Origin of the sequence: Deinococcus proteolyticus MRP (genome assembly GCF_000190555.1) — a bacterium.
GTDB classification, from domain to species: Bacteria; Deinococcota; Deinococci; order Deinococcales; family Deinococcaceae; genus Deinococcus; species Deinococcus proteolyticus.
In genome coordinates, this window is record NC_015163.1 from 1 (window position 1) to 19,035 (window position 19,035).

Genomic DNA, 19,035 nt, shown 5'->3' on the forward strand with positions numbered 1-19,035 from the left:
AGGCAGATGTCTATTTTTATTTACGTATGCCAAAACGGTATGTATGATATAAATCCTGTCTATATCTTGAGTCGAGCCTGTTGGGTAGCCCAAGCACCGGCTTTGAGCGCCGAGGGGCACTCTGGGCTGGTGCTTGGATCAAGTTGTGGCAGTCTTTTGGAGCAGACAGAGACGGACGGGCTATTTCACGTTGTACAGATAGACCACCATGGAGCCTCAGCGGGCCATCTATCTGCTCAGTGAAGAGGCGCAGGCCAGGCATACCATTCTTGGGCAGGTAGTATACGCCCAGGCCCTGTTGCAGACTGGACAGCCGGAACGTGGCAATGACATTGTGTCCCAGGTATATAACCGCTACTACCTTGAGCCGACCGTCACGGCCATGCTGCAAAACGTGCGTGGCGCTTTCGCTTTGATTCAGGCACTCAGCGACTGCGGTGCGCATACGCAGGCCCAGCAACTGCTCAATCTGCTTCCGCTGCGGGAAAACGGCTACTGGTTCGACGCCAATGTTCAGCACCTGGGCGGCCTGCTGGCCTGGCGACAGTTCGACGAAGACGAAGCCCTTCGCCGACTGGACCAGGCGGCCGTGCTGGCCCGCTCAGCTCAGGATGACGAGCTCCTTTCCCGCATTCTGCAGACCATGTTCCTGACGCTGGTGTACTTCCGCCGCTACAGCCGCGCTGAAGACGTGCGGATTCAGCTGATTCACATTGCGGCCAGTGAAACGTACCTGGAAGCCTGGATTTCCGAGGCCGGGGCTGCGTTGCAGCTGATTCGCGGTGAGCGGCCCGCGACCAGCCGTGCCACGTCCCTGCGTGAGGTCGGGCTGTTGCTGCGCCGCGTGGCCGGCGACAGCCGAACCGAAATGTTCCCTGAAGGACAGCGTTTGCTGTGGGAAAACTGGCAGCCGCTGCCTGAGGGACTAGGCAGCCTGTCTGAGGCGGACCGGGCTGACCACGTGTTGTTGCGGCCTCCTTCCATGCGCACTGATCACCATTTCCGTCTGCGGCTGCTGGGTGGCCTCCGCGCCGAGCTGGACGGCCAACCCATCGAATTGAGCGACAGGCATCTGTTGTTGCTGTCCGCGCTGGCTCTGGGCCCCCAGGACGCCACCGAGTTGGCTGGGGCGCTGTATGCCGGCCGCAACCCATCGGGAACCCTCCGCACAGCCGTCTCCCGTCTGCGGGACCGCCTGCAAGCGACCGGTATCAGTGGCAGTGACACCGTGATTACCCGTGCCCAGGGTGGACAGTACCGCTTGGCCGACGGCTGGACCGCTGAAGTGGACGCGCAAACTGTACTGCAGGGAAACCCGGCCGACTTGCCGGACCTCTACGCGCCGCTGGTCTGTGCTGTGGCTGTACAGCGCGAACACTTGATTGTCCTGACACCCGACACGTTTGACCGTGAGGTCACCAGGATGCTGGAACGCTACCCCAACCGCCAGCAGGCGCTGCTCTGGTTGGCGGCGCTGAACCGTGAGTACCCTCAGCGATTTACACCGCTCAGAGGTCCGGTCAATCAGACTGCCGGCTGAACAGAATGGACTGGAGCACACATGGGAGCAGCCGCACTCAGCTTATCCAGGTGCCCGTGCAGTGCTTTCAGGGCGTATGCCTGTGAGAGCGCGTCCTCTCCCGGTTCATCCAGGCCCAGCCGAATACAGGCGTACGCAGGGCTGAGACTGGGATAGCCAAGCTGCTCCAGCTGGGTCTCCAGCAAGGTGGGCATGACTTTCAGGGGACGGTTCAGCATTCGTTCGAGTGCCCGTTGTTGGTCTGCAGACCACAGGGTCAGCTCCGCGCAGTTCTCCACCAGTTTCAGGGCGCGTTGCACGAAACGGCACTGCTGGTCGTCGGTGGCGATGTAGGCCTGCACCTGAGCGCCATCCACCAGCGCTAGACCGGGGGGGAGGCCTGCTGTGTACGAAGTGACCGAGGCGTAGTACATGCTTCTCAGTCTGAACGTAGATCCGGGTGGTCAGAACACAAAATTGTGGTTTCGATGAATTATACTGGAATATAATTCAGAAGGAGGTGGCCCGTGCATAAGACATACCTGAGAAAAGTCGGCGGTTCGGTGATGTTGAGTATTCCCCCTGCATTGCTGGACGTTCTGGAATTGACGGCAGGCACCGCTGTGGGCCTGAACGTCGAAGGGGGACAGTTGACGGTTCAGCCAGCCCCAAAACCGCGTTACTCCCTGGAAGAACTGCTGGCGCAGTGTGATTTAGAAGCGCAGTGTGATCCAGCAGGAGCGCAGGACGCAGAAGAACAGCATTGGCTGAGTGACGCGCCGGTGGGGCGTGAGCTTCTTTGAAGGGGGGAGACATCAGACGGGGCGAGATTTACCTGGTGGATTTGAATCCTACGGCCGGACATGAGCAGCGTGGCAAGCGTCCAGTCCTGGTGGTGTCGCCGAATGCCTTCAACGCCCTGACTGGTACGCCCATCGTGCTGCCAGTGACCAGCGGAGGACAGTTCGCACGGATGGCCGGGTTTGCGGTGTCCCTGGACGAAGCTGGAACCCAGACCACGGGCATCGTGCGCTGTGATCAGCCCAGGGCACTTGATTTCAGCGCGCGGGGAGCCCGCCTTCTTGAGATGGTGCCCCGGGATGTGGTGGATGAGGTGCTGGCGCGTCTGGCGGTACTGTTCAGCTGAGTTGCTGAGTAGCGTCCTGGTCGTGAGTGGTAGGTGCAGGCTGGTTTTTCAGGGGCGAGGTTTTATTCAGCAGGGTTTTGAATGCCAGCGTGCTGATGCTCGTGTTGTTTCTACCATTCCTGAACTTGTGGACTGTCTGCGTGATGGTCTCAATGTCCCCAACAGCCAGATGCGGCTTGAGGCACAGCCTGAGCTGCTCGGCAAGCTGCTTCCTGGCAGTCGCAGCCCGCTTTGTGCCCTGATCCACCCCCGCGGCAATGCTCGTCTGGACTCTGAATACCGTATTGTCCAGCTTGCACTCGGCAATATATTTGCGCTTTACCCGCTGAAGCGACAGCGTGACCGTGACGGGACCGGCTGGGCTGTGCATCTCTCAGGCCCCCCGGATGGCCGCCTGCACCTTCTGGTGCAGGCCCGGCGGGTAGACGGCCACCATCTGCTTGCCCTGGGTGTTCCAGAGCATATTGAAATCCGTGTAACGCATCGCCACACTGCCGGCCAGCGGGTCCGCGAGGTACAGTAGCCCCTTCGGCTGGTCGAAGCCCCGGATCACCCGGAAGTGGGGAATCACGCCCACTTGCTGGAAGTAGGTCAGGGCGATCACCGGCACGCCCAGGCGAATCAGCCGCACGGGCGCCCCGATGTTCGCGTTCTTCACCTGCGTGGTCTGCAGGCCGTACTGCCCGACATAGCGCCCAATCTGTTCCACGTGCATGTAGCTGTTCGGGCTGGCCTTGGTGGCGGCGCTGATGGTTTTCACGTCCACCGGCTGCTTGTAATACGCCAGCACCATGCCGATACTCGCCGGTCCGCAGTCGTTGTAGCCCTGGTAGATGATCGGCATGTTCTGCAGTGCCAGGGCGGGCGCGGGCTGTGCAGCTCTGATGGCTGCTTTCGTGACTGGTGCCCCTTTGGCGGCCTCGGCGGTAGGCAGTGTCATGGGGAGCAGGCCCAGCAACAGCAGCAGGAGAGATCGGGTACGGTTCATGCTTCCAGTGTGCCTGTGGGTCTGGTTGGTTTGGGCGGCTTAACTACAGCCAAGGACAAAGACTTACTACATTTCTACAGTTTATTTCTCTTATAATGGAGCTATGACCCAGACTTTTACCCCGACCTGGACCCCACCGCCCTTTCCCGGCACCTCCTTGCTGGGCCTGGACGCCTCCACGCTGCTGGAACTGGGAGACGCTGTGGATCAGGGATTCCAGAGTGCCGCCCTGGAAGGTCTTGCCCGGCACCTGGGCATGACGCTGGGCCAGATGCTGGCCCTGCTGGGCGTCAGTGAAAGCACCTACCATAGCCGCCGCCGCAGTGGCCGCCCCCTGAGCGCGGATGACAGTGCGGCTCTCTATCACCTGGCCCGCGTGACCGAGGCGGCTGAACAGTATTTTACGGACCCGGCGGAAGCCCACCGCTGGCTGAGCGCACCCCGCGTCACCTTCGGGAACCGCACGCCCTTGCAGTTCGCCCTGCTGCCGGGGGGAGCCGAGTACGTCACGGCTGTGCTGGGCCGGCTTGAACACGGAGTTTACGTCTGAGGGGGCTGGCGTGAGAGGGGGAGTGGTGTGAGTCTGACGCTCTACCGCCTGGGCAAGCAGCAGTACCTCGGCAGCCCGCTTCTCAGTGAGTACGGTGTGGGGGCAGCACTGTACGGTGGACGCTGGAACAGTCCTGACCCGGTCAGCCTGCGTAGGCGGGTGATCTACGCCAGCGATACCCTGGCACAGGCCACCCTGGAAGTCGTGGTCCACGCAGACAGCCAGGTGCTCCGTACCGCTGCACATGGCTATGTCCGTTTCCACGTGGATGAGGCGGCGGTGGCAGATCTGGACCTCTCCGGGTTGCCGGACACCTGGAATGCCCTGCCGGGCACGCCGGCTTCGCAGATGATCGGGGATCAGTGGTTCGACGAACAGGTGTCGCCCGTGCTGCGCGTTCCCTCCGTGATTTTGCCGCTGGACGTGTACGGGCCAGGGCAGAGCAATTACCTGATCAACCCCCTGCATCCGGATACGGAGCGCACCGTGCGCTTCGGCGGCGTCTGGCCCTACCGTTTTGACCCGAGGCTCTGAAGCCCGGAACCGGCAGGAACCGGCCGCCGGATGTCCAGACTGACCGCTGGCGGGCGGGTCGAGGTGCAGTGCGCTTCCCGTACGCCTTCTGGCGTACGCACGACCAGGTCCAGCTGGCGGGCACGGTTCAAGTCACCGCCACTGCGGCTCACCATGGCCTTGTCCATGCTGATCACGCGCAGGTCGTCCGTCTGCAGAACAAAACCCAGGTGCTTTTCTGCCGCTGCTTTGCAGCGGGCCTCCAACTGGGGAACCGGCACATAGGGCGTGGGCCAGAGGATGTGTGTGATGCCCGCCAGGGTGCCCGGCAACAGAACGAACAGCAGCAGCGGCCAGGGCACGCGTAGCCTCACCGACACTGCCCTTTTCGCGTGAAGGTGAAGCGCTTCTTCAGCCGGTGGACCCGGTGCAGCCAGCTTCTGTTCAGGCGCTTCACTTCCTGCCCTCCCGGTCTGTCCGCGCTTCCTTCAGTTTCTGTTGCAGCACGTCCTGGTTCAGCCGGAACTCGAACCCTTCATGCCGGCGCAGGTAGCGCCGCTCGATGATCCCTGTGCGGGCCAGGGCGCTGAGGTGGTGCCGCAGCCGGTGCCTGGGAAAAGGCAGCCGCCCGCCGCTCAGCCGGGCGGCCTGCTGAATCCAGCGGGCGCTGCTGATGTGCAGCCACTCGCCCGCGGCCGCCCCTGAACGGCGGCACTCCTCTTCGAGCACCAGCAGCAGAGTGCCTTCTGCCACCCCGAATGCCCGGATCAACTGGCCGTGCCGGACTTCTATCGGGCTCTGCGCTTCGTCCTGAAGGGTGAGCGGCAAGGACAAATGGAGGGCGGCCGTCACGCTTCTGCCTCCTGCTGCTCGCTCTCATCTTGCGGTCCATTTCCCCTTCGCCAGCCGAACTCCGGGTCATCCCTCAGTGGGTTGTGCCACAGGTTCCAGCCCAGCGGCAGCAGCAGGCCCAGGGCGAGCAGGCTGAAGTGAGGGTTGAGGCCAGCGATGTCCAGCTCGATCCAGAGGACAGCCACAGCAGGAATCAGCAGGGCTGCGCCTATGACGCCGTGAGAGAGCAGGTCCGGGAAAGCGAGGTCCTGCCGCTGGGACACCTGATCCCAGCGGGCCGTGAGGGTGAGGCTGATCACGCTGACCAGCAGCACCAGGGGCGTGCTGAGGGCCGCCCAGGTGGTCAGCAACAGCAGCGTGAACAGCAGCAGGCCGCCGAGGCTGGACAGCCCTGCCGTAGCGAGGCCCTGCACGCTCAGCCAGGACACGGCGGCCGGCAGGGGCAGCAGCAGGGCGAGCAGCATCATGGCCCGCACCCAGGCGTGCCAGGGGTCCAGCGAGCGTTCCAGCGAGAACCGTTTCTCAGGGTGTCCGCCTCGGTTCGTGATCAGGGTGGTCATAGGTCCAGTGTGCCTGCGGGTCTGGTCGGTTTGCAGGGAGTGACCCCCCGTTCAGCGTTCCTTGTCTCGCCGTTCTGCCCAGAACAGAATGCCTGGGGTGGTGGCCAGACCTTCGGGCACCGGGAAGGGAGCGGGCCGGCTGACTGGCCCGGTTCAGCAACTCCCGAAAGGTCACACCAGCCTGTCTGAGACGTGAAAAGACGCCCGCAGAGCGTGGCCTGGAGGCTGGTTTCCGCTGCTGCCGGGAGGACGGTTGGTGCCCTTTCTCTGCCCAGGGGTGAAGAGACTGTCCTGATTCCTGCAGGTCACATGCCCCGTGCGGCCTCCAGAATCGCCAGGAAGGGGGTCCAGATTCTTTTACGCCTCCCTGGTCAGGCCAGAGGTTTGCCGGGAGACTGGCAGGCTTCTGAGGGGCCGGTCAGAGTGACGAGGCTGTCCTGTGGGGAAGCAGGCCCAGCGGGGAACAGGCCCAGCAGGTGGGGGGCAGTGAGGACCTTCTCTGAGGCCCATCCCTCTCAGGTCTTTTTTCGCTGACTACCCCTCAAAACTCCGGCAATCCCGTCTGAGACACAAATTCTGTAGACACAAAAAGAGCTGGTTCATAAGGTGTATCTGCGATGAACCACCTGAACCAGCCCCCCCAAGATAGCCTCTTCACTGCCTTGCGTCCCTTTTTCCGTATTGACCAGCGACGGTTCACCGTCCTGGTCGCGTTGATTCTGGCGATCATCCAGCAGCGCAGCGTGGTGCTGAACAATCTGAAAGCTACGATCACTTTGCCAGGTAGTCGAGAAATGCGGTATCAACGCCTTCTGCGCTTTGTTCAGTTTTTGATTCCAGAGGAGATGTATCTGAAGTTTGCGCTTCACGTGCTGGGTACGGATGAGCTGACGCTCATCCTGGACCGGACGAACTGGAAACTGGGCAAGAGGGACGTCAACATCCTGATGCTGTCTGCGGTATGGGAAGGGTTCAGTTTGCCGCTGATGTGGCGTTTTCTCCCGCACGGGGGAAGCAGCGATCAGCGAATACGTAAGGAGCTGATGGCTGATTTTCTGCGTCACTGTCCACAGGTCCACATCGACGGTCTGCTTGCAGACCGTGAGTACACTAACTCCCGCTTGCCTGGCCAGGTCACCAATTGAGAGCAGGCTGTCCACGGCTTGACTCTATAACGGTTGTAGCTTCTATGGTCACTGTCAGGGGGCAGAATTGCCCCTATTGGAGGTAGAAATGAAGATCATTGAAGTCAACACCTTGCCCGCACTACGTCAGGTACTGCTTGCTCCAGCAGAGCAGCAAGACGAGTTGTTCAGAATGCTGGTAATGGAGCCTATGCGGCCAACTTGGGAACCCATGCTGGCCTATATGCCTCATGACCCGAGTGATCCCAGCCTGAGTGCTGCTCGACTTATCCACCTGTACCGTCCTGAATTGGGAGCTGAGCGTGGTTTACGTGCTTTGGAGCAGCTGGAACGTGCGCAAGTGTTCGAGGTTAACCGACGGGTGCTGGCAGAAGCTATGGACGCCCTCCATCCGGACGCCCACGAAGGCCTCAGCCCGGATATCACCCTGACCCTGGCTCTGATGGACCCGGACGGACCAATGAAAGAAGGTTACGTGGGCATGGGTAATACCCCGGGCTGGGTGGGTCTATATATCTGGCCCCGCAATGAGAACTGGTTGAAATTACCTGCCATTACGGCGCACGAATTCAACCACAACATCCGGTTTCAGCAGCCGGACTGGACCTTTCCTATGACCCTCGGAGCTTATCTTGTTGCAGAGGGCTTGGGAGAGACGTTCGCCGCAGAGCTACATGGAGAAAGCAGTCTGGGACCCTGGACGACGGACTTGCAGGAAGAAACACTACGGCAACTCGCCCCACGCTACGAAGAGTTGCTTCTCGACAATGACTTTACGCAGGTCCGTGGGTATATCTTCGGTGATCTACCCCCTGAGGAGTTCGGTGCCTTCGCCGTACCCCACGTTGGAGTGCCACCGTACGCGGGTTATGCGCTGGGATACCACATCGTCAAGGACTTTCTGAGGCGCACAGGAATCAGTGCTGCTGAAGCCACGTATCTCCCCTGGCGCGACATCGTCAATGGCTCAGGGTGGATGCGGGTGCCTTAAAGGGTAGAGTTCTGATTCTTCAGTAGCAGCCTGTAGGGGTGGTCTTCGCATGGAGGACTACCTCTCCTACCCGGGCAGTATGAATCTCAGATGTCTCTGGGCCTGAGTAGGCTCAGCGCTACCCCATCTCAGACGCTCAAAAGAGGCTTCACAGAAGGCCCTACCAGCACATTTCTGGTTTCAGGCTCTCTCCTGCGAGCGGCCAATACCATCGGTCATCTCAACTTGATTATCATTTTTGATAATGATAATAATGTGGCTATGAGTCAAGCTGACTTCCTGCTCCATCCCGTCCGAATGCGGATTATCCAAACCCTGCTCAGCGAAGCAGAACTCACCACCACGCAGTTGCGGGAACGGCTTCCCGATATTCCCGTTGCCACGCTCTACCGTCATATGGCGGAGTTGACCGGCAGCAAACTGCTTGAAGTGGTACGTGAAGAGAAAGTGCGGGGAACAGCCGAAAGAACCTACCGACTGGCTCTGGAACTGGCTCAGCTAGACGCTCAGACCGTAGCGGCCATGTCTGCAGAAGAGCTGCAAGCTGCCTTCGGCCTGTTCAGCGCTGGCCTCAGTGCAGATCTGGGGCGGTACCTTCAGCAGGAACGAATTAGCCCCCTGGAAGATGGCCTGACCTTCGCCCAAGTCGCTGTTTACGCCTCAGCCGAGCAGTACCAGGAACTGATGACCACCTGGCAAACCTCCTTGCAAGCCCTGATGGGACAGGGACCAGCTCCTAAGCGCCAGAAACGGGTGGTGGCGACCATTGTGTTGCCTGTTCCGCTGCTGCCCGAACCTGAGGCAGAGGCGTGAGCGCTGGAGTCACGCTGGAAAATCTGGTGTTGGGGTACCAGCAGCCCATCCTTGGACCGGTCTCACTGCATCTAAAGGCCGGTATCCACGTCCTGCTGGGCAGAAACGGTGCAGGCAAGACCACCCTGATGCGTACCATCGCGGGCATCCTGCCTCCGCTTTCGGGCAAAGTCCAGCTTGGGCAGCCGGGCAGAATCGGGTATCTGGGCCACCGCGCAGCGCTCAGCGAAGGATTGACCGTTGAACAGAATCTGAAATTCTGGCAGCACATCAGCCGCTTATACGCTCAGCCGCAGCCGCTGGAAACCCTCACTGAGCAATTCGACCTTCAGCATCTCCTGCCCAAGCGTGTCCGGCAGCTCAGCCGGGGTCAGAGGCAGCGCGCCGATCTTGCCCGGCTCAGTCTGGTCAGGCCAGATGTTCTTCTGCTGGATGAGCCACTGACCGGTCTGGACCCCGTGCAGGCGCGTTACATCCGTCAGAAGATGCAGGAATGGTCTGCCGAATGCCCCCTCATTTACTCGACCCACAGCCTGCCGGAAGCTTTGGAGATGACCAGTAGTTTCCTGCTGGTTCAGGGCCGGGGTGTCCGTCTTCTCGACATCAGCGAACTGGCCGAGCCGGAAATAGAGCTGCTGCTCTGGCTGGAGGCTTCATGACCTTACCAACTCACCTCACCCTTCTGATGACCCTGCGAGCCTGGTGGCAACAGGGCAAAAGCGTCTCCTGGCTCTCTCTCCTGGCTGGCCTCGTTCTCGGAGGCGGCACCCTGCTGGTTCGGGGGGGAGTGAATGGAGTGCCTGATGAACTCCCAGCAGCCGTGATGGGTTTGGCGAACGTGACTGCTCAGGGTCAACTGCTGGAGGTCAACACCTTCATGGTCGCCATGAGTCCGGTGCTGCTCTCCCTGCTCTGTGCCCTGCTGGCGACCGTCATCACCCCCAGCATCGTGAGTGAAGATGTCAGAGGCGGCATTCTGGAGACACTGCTGACCACCCCATTAGGCAGAGCAAGAATCTTCCGGGCCTACCTAGGGGCTGCCATCTTGCTCACGCTCCTTTGCTGGGGGCTGTGTGGCACGGCTCTGGCCGTGACCTGGGCACTACTTGACGGTGTGCTTCCACTTCATTTGGAGCTTTCCACCAGCCTCCTCTGGATTCTCGCTGCTCTCCCGCTCAGCATGACCTTCTGGTCCACCTCGGTTATGGTCTGCGCCTCACTGCTTTACCCCGCCAGTCTGGATGCCAGCGCTGGAGTCAATGGAGGACCTGCCCGGCTCCTGGCCTTGGGTCCAGCCATTCTTCTGCTGCCAGCGGTCGTTACAGCCAGTCAATTTCTCTGGCCTCTGCTGGCAGGGAGCTTACTCCTGTCGGGTCTGGCGGCCACTCTTGTCCTTTGGATCACGGCCAAGCGCTTCAAGACGACAGCCGTACTGGAGTAGTTTGCCTGAGGATGCTGAGTGAGAGTCGGCGTGGACATCCACCTGACGTACCCTTGACCTCTCCTTTCAGCAGAGTAGCCAATGGTGATTAATCCGGCTGTTGCAGACCTAGGACACCAGACCGCTTGACCTTCCCGTAGCGTCAAGGTTTAGCCTCAATTGCAGGAGGCCACATCATGCAACTTAAAATCGGTGAGCTGGCCCAGCGCACCGGGCTGACCACACGCACACTACGGCATTATGACGAGCTGGGCCTTCTCACTCCAGAACACAGAACTGAAGCGGATTACCGGCTTTACAGTGAGGGTGACCTTTACCGTCTCCTGCATATTCAGGGACTCAAATCCCTTGGCCTGAGTCTGGAAGAGATCCGGCAGGCACTTGATCATCCCGAGTTCCAGCCTCAGGGGGTCATTGAACGGCAAATTGCCATGATTGAGGAGCGCCAGGCAGAGCACACCCGGCTGCTGGCCCGTTTACGTAACTTGAAAGAGGCCGCAGCCAGCGGGTGGGAAGAAGTGGCCGAAGTCATCGCCCTTAGTGAGCGCCTCCGCCATCCCAGCCGTATCCAACGTACGCTGGCCGCCCTGTCCGTCACTCCTGCGGACACTGCTGTACTTTCAGAACTGGTGGAGAGACTGGGCACTGAACCGGACTTCTCCGTGCGCGAACATCTCACTTGGGCGGTGGTGCAACTGGGTGAGCAAGCCTTGCCGGGGTAGTGGTACGGAAAATCCTTCAGGCTACGTTCGAAGATTCCGTAGCTGCAAGCAGTTTAACCCAGGGATAGGCGTACCCCAGGCTGGAATGTCTCCTTCCAGAGTTGTACCAGTCTCTGAACTTCGTGCTGAACGCACGAAGCTGGGCAATGTCAGTCAATTCTTCCCGGAAGACCCCATCATATTTGAAGGTCCGGTTGAGCCTTTCCAGGATGCCCATTCCTCCCTTCTGCGAGACCTTGGCCCGTACCCAGTTGCCCAGCTCCTGACAGGCCGCCTGGAATGCGCCAGACGTAAAATCTGAGCCACCATCAGTCATGACCAGGAGCGGGTCATGGATGCCGAGATGGTGCAGTACATGGACTCCTCGTTGCAGCGCGGTCACCGCGCTGCTGGCCGAGAGCTGCCGGACCACCTCAATGTGAAGCAGTGCGCGGCTTTCTACATCCAAGACGAGATATGCCCAACAGATTCCATCTGGCAGGCGGAGCCGCGTGGCATCTATCTGAATCCGGCGGCCCGCTGGCCAGAGAACGACGGGCGTAGGGTTCACTGCTGGACGGCGTTTCTTTCTGGGAACTGGACGCTGCACCTTCAACTCCACCATGCAGCGACGGACAGTATGGAGGCCCGGAGCAGGCCGCAGAACATCTTGTAGGGCCTGATAAATCAGACGGTAGCCGCTGAGTGGCTCTTCCAAGGCTCTCAGCCGCACTGCTTCCAGAACGTGCTGACATCGTTCCGTCCGCTGTGCAGAACGCTCTGCGTTCTGCCGGGCATCGCGCAGGACGTGATAAGGGCGCTCTACCTCGCTGGCAAACTTGCTGAGACTCAGCTTCGGGTGGTCTTCAAGCAACTCCTGGTAGCACGCCAGGAGTCCAGCTACGCTCAGAGACCCCGGATTTTTTTTGCGATATAGAGCGACAACTCCTTATCCGCAATGATGGCCTTGAGCTGTTCGACTTCTTTCTCCAGCTTCTTTTGAGCTGCATCTGGCCTGGCTCCCTGGAGGCGGGCGCGTCCCGCTTCCAGAAACTGGGCACGCCAGGTGTGAATCAAACTCTCGCTGACCTCGTATTCACGAGCAGCTTCTGCAATGGTCTGTTCCCCGCTCAGGACTGCCAGAACAATCTGCTCCTTGACCTCAGGTGACCAGGTTTTGCGTTGTTTTCCCATATCTTCCCTCCAGTGTGCCCCACCCTCCTAAAAAGTGGGGCCGATGTGGAAGGATTTCGCGTACCACTACCAGGCGGTAGTACACGTCGACCTGCGGCCAGTCATTGGCTGAGACTGTTTGACAGCGGTTCCGAAGATTGCTGTGAATGCATCACCTTCGCTCCTCCTGTGGCCTCCTGCACCTCTATTCAACGTCATCCAGCTGCCGTTTCGGCTGACGGTAGGTGAAGTTCAGGGTGTCCCCAGCCGCAATCACCCGCTCAATCTCCGCGGTCAGGGTTTTGCCCTGCATCCCGCAGCCGCTCAAATGCACCCAGCCCCGGCTGCGGCTGATCCCGACGAACAGCTGGTTGCGTAGCTTGATGCTGTCCTCCTGGGCTGCAATGTGATCCAGGCCCACCACATACACCACGTCGGCCTCGTTTCCCTTGGCCTGCGTCACCGGGCTGACCGTCACCGCCCCGTCCCGCCAGAAGCCGTTCGGGTCGGTATTCGGCCACTTCTGCTTCGGGACGTTGACATCCTTGTTGCCCGGCAGGTAGACGCTGATGCCGGCTGCCCGTAGGGTCTGGAAGACTTCCCGCTGCAGGTTATACGGCTGCCACTCCAGTCCCGGGACCACCACCAGCAGGTGGCGGCTGGGTTGTAGGCCGCCCTCTGACAGGTCGCGCTGGATGGAATGCATCAGCGCCTTCAGCTCAGCACGCCGGTCCGGGTAGTGCTCGAACGTCACCAGCGGCTCGTCGGTGAACTGCGCCAGCGGATTGGGGGAGTTGGCCGGGGAGCGGGTCAGGGTGACCTGGCTGCCGCTCAGGAACCTGCCTTCCACCTCGTAGCCGATGGCGGTCCAGTCCTTCTTGTTGGTCAGGCCAGCCAGCATGCCCTCTTCCCGGAGCAGGCCCATCCCCAGGGCGTGGGCGGCCAGCAGCACTGGACCGGGCGTCCGGTAGCAGCGGTTCATGATTTCGGACTTCTTGATGCCGCCTTTGTAGGTGACGCCTGCTCCGAAGACCTGCGCTCCGGCCTCTCCGAACAGGGCGCGGGTGGTGGGAATGGTCAGGGTATTGAGCGACTGGGCCTCGTCATAAGCCCAGATCAGCCGGCGCGCTTCCGGTTCGCCCGTGTCGAGCAGAGCGTCCCGGGCCACCGGGCGCAGCGACTGATAGGCCATCCAGTAGAAGGCCTGCTTTTCCTCGAAGGAAAGGGCCGCCTCCTCGTGGACCAGATCCTGCCCTTCATCAATCAAGACGGCGTCGAAGATCTGCAGCGACCGTCCGGTCGCCTTGGCGTCGTCCAAGAGGGCCTTACAGGCGAACAGCAGCTTTGCGGTGGGGGAGGCGTCAGGAGTGTTGGCCACCGTCAGCGGCTCGGCCCCGATCTGCGTGGCCAGGGTGCGGTAGAAGCCCGGCTGGTCTTTCGAACCCCAGGCATGGAGAATCCGCAGGCGGTGCTGGGCGGTCTCCAAGGTCACCTCGCCGTTGGTCGCCTGTTTGAGCCAGTGGTTGACCTGGAACTTGATTTGATCGTAGAGCGACCGCGAGAAGAAGACCAGGGCGATGTTCCAGTCCGGGTGCCGCAGGTGCATGTTGGCCGCTTTCTGCGCCAGCAGGACGGTCTTGCCGCTGCCGGCGATGCCGCGGATCCGCTGCGGGCCTGGGGGAATGGTTTTGGCGATGAGCTCCTGCTGGAGGTCGAACGCGTGCAGGTGCCGGGCGGTGCGGGCAATCAGGTCGATCTTGCGCCGGGATTCCAGTGGAGCCTGCAGGTAGCGCACCTGGCGCTTCGGGACACTGCCGCTGGTGCCCAGCGCCCGGCGCAGGCTCAGCCAGTCTTCGTCCCCGAGAGGTTCGCCGTAGCGTACCGGGGGCGTCATCTCCAGGGCGCGGCGCAGGCGGGCCGGCGTCATCTGGTCGGCGAACAGCATCGGCACGTCGCTCAGCAGGGCACCGAACCGGTTGTCCCACGCCTCACGGGTGATCAGCGGTACCGCCACGGTAGCGCGGGTGGCCAGTTGCGTCAGGCCCGATTTGCGGACGGCCAGTTCCCCGAGGGCCTGAGCCTGCCTGCGCGCCTGCTCATAGGGGTTGAGTTGCTGCTTGCCGTAGTAGGGACGGGTGAGCTCCCAGCGGTAACCGGTCACAGCGCCGATCATGTCCAGCGGCAGGCTTTTGACTTCGATGACGATGATCCCGAGTTCCGGGTCGGCGATCAGGATGTCCGGCTCCCGAACGGTCACTTTGGTCACCAGCGGATACTTCCAGAAGCCTAAGGCCTCTTCACCGGCATAGGCGGCTTTTACAGCCTCAAAGACCTTGATCTCTCCCTCTTCGCCGGCGCCGCCGAACGCCTCGGTCACGATGAATTCTGCCACGTCAGGTTCAGCGTACCCTAAACGGGCCGGCGGATGCGGTCAAATTGCGCGGCTGGGATGGGATTGTCAGGAGCAGCCGTCTTTTTCCCTGGTCGCTCCCAGGTGGCGAAGCTTGTAATCTGACAGTTTCACTTTCTCCCTGGCTGGAACAGTGCGGCGATGCGACGTTTGCTGTCAGCAGTTGTCGGTTTCTGAGCGGCTCACTCCAAGACATTCCGGAGGGAGCCGGTCCCGGTATAGACGGTAACTGCCCCCGACTTGGCCAGCATCGCAGAGGCCAGCAGGAAAAATTGTGGCTCCCCCCTAAGGCGCAGGATCCACCATGCTCCCTCTTCGGCGTGAGGACTGCTGACATGGACGGGGCGAACCTACTCCAGGGTCGTTACTGCGTGCCTCCTTTGCTCAGCCGCTTCCAGAACAGACCGGAAATCACGTTGTAGTCATTGGCGCCGACGCCCTGAAGGTTGTCACGGTAAGCTTGGATCCCTACGCCGATAGGCAGCACGATGTAGTACCCTTCGTCGGCGGCACGCTTCGCCACCTGACCGTAGAGGGCTGCGGCCTGTTCAGGGTTCGTGCCCGTCACCAGGCGCGCTTCATCGATCCACTGGTCGAGCTGCTTGTCGTTCATATGGCTCTTGAGGCCGTGGTAGCCCTGGCTGTGGTAGAAGGGGCGGAAATAGTTGTCTGGGTCGGCATAACCTGAGCCCCAGCTCGCGTAAGCCATAGGTTCGATATTGGCAGCGCTGATCAACTCGCTCCACTGCTTCTCTACCGGGTTGACCTTGAACTTGGGATTCATGGCCTCGATGTTGTTCTTGAGAATCTCGACGGCAGCCTGAATCTGGGGCGTGCCTTCACGGTAGGCCACGTTCAGAGTAAAGCCTTTTTCCCACGCTTCACCGCCGTGAGCAGCTTTACAGTGCTCGGTGGCCTCATCCAGATTGAGACTCGGGTTGGCCAGATTCTGGTCATACCCAGCCAGTTGCGGAGGCATCAAGGTATTGCGGCGCTCCGCTTTACCCAGGAAAATCTGCTCAATATAGGTGTCGTAATCGAACGCTTTGGTAAAGCACAGCCGCATATCGCGGTCGGCGAAGAAATTGGCCGGTACGCCGTCCCCCCAGGTGCCGCTGCCCGTGTTCTGGCTCTTTGAAGTGTCCTGATTCATCGCCAGTGCGTAGGACACCAGATTCGGCAGGTCGTCTACCACCTGAATTCCAGGTTGATTGGCCAGCTGCGTTTCGATGACTTCGCGCGATCCCACTTCGGCGATGTCGGTATCACCTTTGAGCAGAGCTTCGATACGGCTGGCCTGTTCGGGCACCTTGCGGCGCACGACGTTTTTGATGGCAGGCTCGCCGCCCCAGTAATCCGCGAACGATGCGAAGGTCAGGGTGTCGTTTTCCGAGTTCACGATGCGGTAGGGTCCGGTGCCGCTGTACTTTCCATTGAGGGCACTCTCTGAGAGATCCTTACCCACCCAGTCTTTCCAAGTCGCCTCCGTCCCGTCCCATTCACCCAGGCTGGCCGCATACTGCTTGTCTACGATGGCCTGGCCCGGATAGGTCAGGCGGGCCAGCAGATACGGCTCAGGTCGGGCCAGGTTGAGAACCAGCTCGTTCCCTTCACATTCCACCGCCTTGTCGATGCGTTCCCAGGTGATGGAGGGATCCGCCTCGGCATTGTCACGGGTCCCCAGCAGCGGCTCGGAGATGTACCAAGCGCCGCTGCTCGGCAAGTTGGTGACCAGGTTGCGTTCGAAGGTGTATTCCACGTCAGCGCAGCTGAAAGGATTTCCCGAATGGAACTTGACCTCGGGGCGCAGCTTGAAGCGGTACTGTTTGCCGTCGTCTGATACGGTCCAGCTTTCCGCCAAAAGCGGCTCGTAATCGGTCAGTGAACCGGCAGGGTAAGCGACCAGCGTTTCATAGGTGTTCTGAACCAGACGGCTGCTGACACCGTCGAACACGGCCCCAGGGTCGAGCGTCGGAATATCTGCCGCCTCCATAAGTACCAGAGTGTCGCTGCCAGCTTGAGAACCGGAAGTTGCAGCCGGCGCGGCAGCACTTCCTGAGGCGTTGGTGGTTCCAGCAGACGTGGCCGCTGCGGAAGCAGCACTGCTGCTCGCGGCTCCAGTGGTCGCGGAGGACGTGGCCTCCTGCGGTGCGGCGCAGGCCGACAATAGGAGAAGAAGGGTCAGCGAGATTCCGGTACGTGGGGTCATGTGGCATCCTCCAAAGAGAGATCGTTCGTTAGGGGAGGGTGAGTATAACCTATCCGGCAGCCATGCGGAGGCTCCCGTCAATTGAGATTTGAAAGGTACTCCTGTTGGGCGATTATCATGTCATCATGACCCCACAGAGAGAGGATGCCGCTGCCGCTTCGGAACAGGCCGGCAGCTGGACATGGCAAGGACGAACGGAGACGGCCATCGTCCGTCACCTGTTGCGTAAGAACATTTCCCAGCCCCCACGCCGCTTGCGTGTCTGGATCTCTGAGGGAGCTACCGCACGTCTGAGACTGCAGCAAGAGCTGCAGGAGCGCTGGCCTGCTTGCGATATCGAGGTCCTCAGCTGCTACAAGCCTCTGGTCAGTAGGCTGGTTGGCCAGCTTCCTACCTGGGAGAGTCGGGCACCGCAAACGGTCGATCTTCAGTATCCCGTATTGGAGGACGCTCACCCGGAGCGGTTCTTGCTGGAAGCCTATCCCCTGGCCGGATGGCTCCGTAATAAGGGCGCGGTATTCACCAGCCAACCCCTACCGATGGATGAACCGCTCTACTGCCTGACGGTGGACGGTTCGGTGACCGAAATTCCTGTTCCCGTACGTGCGGCGACGTCCGTCACAGGGGAACGTGTACAGAGGATGACCGGGCGGCTGGTTGTCGACGACCAGGTTCTGGATTTCCCGACTGCTTCCGAGCAGCTGTGGGAGGCGTATCTCGGTTGGCTTGCCGAGCACGAGTGGCCCGAGGCTGCCCCCTATTTCAGTGCCCTTCAGGTGACCGCTCGCTTCCCTTTCGAGCGTGAATCGCTGAACTACAGGCACGAGGCGCTGGATCTCGGCGAAGCGCTGAGTGAGGAGTTTTACTTCGGGACCCAGGAATTTTTCCTGACGCGGGCTGCGGTACCAGGGCAGCGCATGTTGCAGACCGGCCAGATCGTTCCCCTGGTGACGTCAGATGACGAGGTGATTCTTGAAATCACGCTCCGAGATGCACAGACTTCTCCAATTCAAGCCTGCACGGAGTTGCCGGCTCTGGCCAGTCTGGAACGGCCTCTCTCGTCGGATGAGATCGTGGGGTGGCAGACGGTTCTCGCCCGTGGGCAGGAAACAGAGACCAGGAGCGTTCAGGGCCGTGTGGTCATGACGTTCGGTCAAACTGATGGAAGCGGGAGCGGCATGCTGGTCACGGCCGGCCAGCATGCCAACGAATCTACCGGGGTCGTCGCGGCTTTACGTGCCCTGGACGAAATCGGTGACCGGTCCTTACTTACGGTCATCCCGCAGGAGAATCCGGACGGCTACGCCCTGTTCGAGTTTCTCAGAGAGGCCCAGCATCCGGAGCATATGCACCACGCCGCAAGGTACACCGCCCTCGGAGACGACCTGGAGTACCGCCAGTTCTCACCCTGGTATGAGAAGGGTGGAAGGCGGGAAGCCATGCAGTGCCACGGGCCACAGGTCCACGTGAACCTGCACGGCTATCCCGCCCACGAATGGACCCGCCCCATGAACGGCTATATCCCCCGAGGCTTCGAGGCCTGGACACTGCCCAAAGGCTTTTTCCTCATCTTGCGTGCGCAGCCTGAAGCGCAGCGACTTGCCGAGGATCTGGCCGATTACGTGACCGTGCGGCTGTCAGAGAATGAAGCGCTGATGACCTTCAACCGCGATCAATGTGAGGTGTTCGCAGCCCACAGCAGCGAGAGGCCGTACCGGATGCTTCACGGAACACCCTGCACGTTTTCCGAGCGAGCGAACCTGAGCTGCCAGATTGAACTGATTACCGAGTTCCCGGACGAGACGGTGACGGGTCCGGATTTTCTTCTGGGACAACAGGTCCAATTCGCGGTCATCGAAGCTGCCCTGTCGTGGCTTCAGACTCGACAGAGAATGTCGTGACACCAAGGCGGGCTGCTGAACGGGCCGCCACATGCATGCGCTTGACCTTCTCAACTTATAGCCTGGGACAACGTCAGGGAGTACCGCGGGTCTGTGGTTGTGTCTTCAGTACCTGACAGATT

The 19,035-nt window shown here is 60.7% G+C and carries 21 protein-coding genes and 1 pseudogene; 12 read left to right on the top strand and 10 right to left on the bottom strand.

Going from position 1 to position 19,035, the window contains the following annotated elements; genetic code table 11:
* The first annotated feature begins 334 nt into the window (after window positions 1–334).
* Window positions 335–1,540, top strand: a complete 1,206-nt coding sequence (locus tag DEIPR_RS13285; RefSeq protein WP_174260429.1) for an AfsR/SARP family transcriptional regulator — start codon at window positions 335–337, stop codon at window positions 1,538–1,540.
* Here DEIPR_RS13285 and DEIPR_RS13290 read toward each other — a convergent pair.
* On the bottom strand, window positions 1,525–1,953 hold the full coding sequence (locus DEIPR_RS13290; protein ID WP_013615989.1) for a hypothetical protein: 429 nt from the start codon (window positions 1,951–1,953) through the stop codon (window positions 1,525–1,527). The genes DEIPR_RS13285 and DEIPR_RS13290 overlap by 16 nt on opposite strands.
* A gap of 93 nt (window positions 1,954–2,046) precedes the next feature.
* On the opposite strand from DEIPR_RS13290, the gene DEIPR_RS13295 reads away from it, so the two are divergent.
* Complete coding sequence (locus DEIPR_RS13295) at window positions 2,047–2,322, top strand: AbrB/MazE/SpoVT family DNA-binding domain-containing protein (RefSeq protein ID WP_013615990.1); 276 nt, start codon at window positions 2,047–2,049, stop codon at window positions 2,320–2,322.
* An 11-nt stretch (window positions 2,323–2,333) separates the two neighbouring features.
* Window positions 2,334–2,666 carry a type II toxin-antitoxin system PemK/MazF family toxin gene (locus DEIPR_RS13300; protein ID WP_041223179.1) on the top strand — a complete coding sequence of 111 codons (333 nt, stop codon included), beginning with the start codon at window positions 2,334–2,336 and terminating at the stop codon, window positions 2,664–2,666.
* Here DEIPR_RS13300 and DEIPR_RS13305 read toward each other — a convergent pair.
* Window positions 2,659–3,036: a hypothetical protein gene (locus tag DEIPR_RS13305; RefSeq protein WP_013615992.1), complete on the bottom strand. Its 378-nt coding sequence runs from the start codon at window positions 3,034–3,036 to the stop codon at window positions 2,659–2,661. The genes DEIPR_RS13300 and DEIPR_RS13305 overlap by 8 nt on opposite strands.
* Window positions 3,037–3,039: 3 nt before the next feature.
* A complete protein-coding gene (locus DEIPR_RS13310) occupies window positions 3,040–3,654 on the bottom strand; it encodes a C39 family peptidase (RefSeq protein ID WP_013615993.1) in 615 nt (204 codons plus the stop codon).
* Between the two features lie 103 nt (window positions 3,655–3,757).
* Between DEIPR_RS13310 and parS the strand changes: the two genes are divergently transcribed.
* On the top strand, window positions 3,758–4,204 hold the full coding sequence (parS, locus tag DEIPR_RS13315; protein WP_013615994.1) for a type II RES/Xre toxin-antitoxin system antitoxin: 447 nt from the start codon (window positions 3,758–3,760) through the stop codon (window positions 4,202–4,204).
* 27 nt (window positions 4,205–4,231) lie between these two features.
* Window positions 4,232–4,738: an RES family NAD+ phosphorylase gene (locus DEIPR_RS13320; RefSeq protein WP_013615995.1), complete on the top strand. Its 507-nt coding sequence runs from the start codon at window positions 4,232–4,234 to the stop codon at window positions 4,736–4,738.
* Here DEIPR_RS13320 and DEIPR_RS13325 read toward each other — a convergent pair.
* The 3 genes from DEIPR_RS13325 to DEIPR_RS13335 form a co-directional block, all read right to left on the bottom strand.
* Window positions 4,714–5,091, bottom strand: a complete 378-nt coding sequence (locus DEIPR_RS13325) for a hypothetical protein (protein WP_148232020.1) — start codon at window positions 5,089–5,091, stop codon at window positions 4,714–4,716. The two genes, DEIPR_RS13320 and DEIPR_RS13325, sit on opposite strands and share 25 nt — an antisense overlap.
* Window positions 5,092–5,170: 79 nt before the next feature.
* Entirely contained in the window at window positions 5,171–5,569 is a 399-nt protein-coding gene (locus tag DEIPR_RS13330; RefSeq protein WP_013615997.1) for a hypothetical protein, read from the bottom strand.
* Window positions 5,566–6,129, bottom strand: coding sequence for a hypothetical protein (locus DEIPR_RS13335; RefSeq protein WP_013615998.1), 564 nt, complete (start codon window positions 6,127–6,129; stop codon window positions 5,566–5,568). Before DEIPR_RS13335 ends, DEIPR_RS13330 begins: the two co-directional genes overlap by 4 nt.
* Window positions 6,130–6,746: 617 nt before the next feature.
* Here DEIPR_RS13335 and DEIPR_RS13340 point away from each other — a divergent pair.
* From DEIPR_RS13340 to DEIPR_RS13365, 6 genes and pseudogenes are all read left to right on the top strand, one after another.
* Window positions 6,747–7,238 (top strand): annotated as a pseudogene (locus DEIPR_RS13340) (transposase family protein); the annotation flags it as partial.
* A gap of 124 nt (window positions 7,239–7,362) precedes the next feature.
* The gene (locus tag DEIPR_RS13345) at window positions 7,363–8,265 is read left to right on the top strand and encodes a DUF2268 domain-containing putative Zn-dependent protease (protein ID WP_013616000.1); all 903 of its coding nucleotides are present in this window, start codon (window positions 7,363–7,365) and stop codon (window positions 8,263–8,265) included.
* Between the two features lie 225 nt (window positions 8,266–8,490).
* Window positions 8,491–9,078, top strand: coding sequence for a helix-turn-helix domain-containing protein (locus tag DEIPR_RS13350; protein WP_169310716.1), 588 nt, complete (start codon window positions 8,491–8,493; stop codon window positions 9,076–9,078).
* Window positions 9,075–9,737 (top strand): ATP-binding cassette domain-containing protein, encoded by a 663-nt coding sequence (locus tag DEIPR_RS13355; protein WP_013616002.1) that lies wholly within the window; start codon window positions 9,075–9,077, stop codon window positions 9,735–9,737. Before DEIPR_RS13350 ends, DEIPR_RS13355 begins: the two co-directional genes overlap by 4 nt.
* Entirely contained in the window at window positions 9,734–10,519 is a 786-nt protein-coding gene (locus DEIPR_RS13360; RefSeq protein WP_013616003.1) for a hypothetical protein, read from the top strand. The genes DEIPR_RS13355 and DEIPR_RS13360 overlap by 4 nt, the downstream gene beginning before the upstream one ends.
* Window positions 10,520–10,695: 176 nt before the next feature.
* Window positions 10,696–11,241, top strand: coding sequence for a MerR family transcriptional regulator (locus DEIPR_RS13365; protein WP_013616004.1), 546 nt, complete (start codon window positions 10,696–10,698; stop codon window positions 11,239–11,241).
* A gap of 16 nt (window positions 11,242–11,257) precedes the next feature.
* Here DEIPR_RS13365 and DEIPR_RS13370 read toward each other — a convergent pair whose 3' ends face one another.
* The 4 genes from DEIPR_RS13370 to DEIPR_RS13385 form a co-directional block, all read right to left on the bottom strand.
* Entirely contained in the window at window positions 11,258–12,094 is an 837-nt protein-coding gene (locus DEIPR_RS13370) for an integrase core domain-containing protein (RefSeq protein WP_013616005.1), read from the bottom strand.
* A 32-nt stretch (window positions 12,095–12,126) separates the two neighbouring features.
* The gene (locus tag DEIPR_RS13375) at window positions 12,127–12,414 is read right to left on the bottom strand and encodes a transposase (RefSeq protein ID WP_013616006.1); all 288 of its coding nucleotides are present in this window, start codon (window positions 12,412–12,414) and stop codon (window positions 12,127–12,129) included.
* A 184-nt stretch (window positions 12,415–12,598) separates the two neighbouring features.
* Complete coding sequence (locus DEIPR_RS13380; RefSeq protein ID WP_013616007.1) at window positions 12,599–14,785, bottom strand: NERD domain-containing protein; 2,187 nt, start codon at window positions 14,783–14,785, stop codon at window positions 12,599–12,601.
* A gap of 382 nt (window positions 14,786–15,167) precedes the next feature.
* Window positions 15,168–17,012 carry an ABC transporter substrate-binding protein gene (locus tag DEIPR_RS13385; RefSeq protein WP_245532774.1) on the bottom strand — a complete coding sequence of 615 codons (1,845 nt, stop codon included), beginning with the start codon at window positions 17,010–17,012 and terminating at the stop codon, window positions 15,168–15,170.
* 125 nt (window positions 17,013–17,137) lie between these two features.
* On the opposite strand from DEIPR_RS13385, the gene DEIPR_RS13390 reads away from it, so the two are divergent.
* Window positions 17,138–18,913, top strand: coding sequence for a M14 family metallopeptidase (locus DEIPR_RS13390; RefSeq protein WP_013616009.1), 1,776 nt, complete (start codon window positions 17,138–17,140; stop codon window positions 18,911–18,913).
* The last annotated feature ends 122 nt before the right edge of the window (window positions 18,914–19,035 follow it).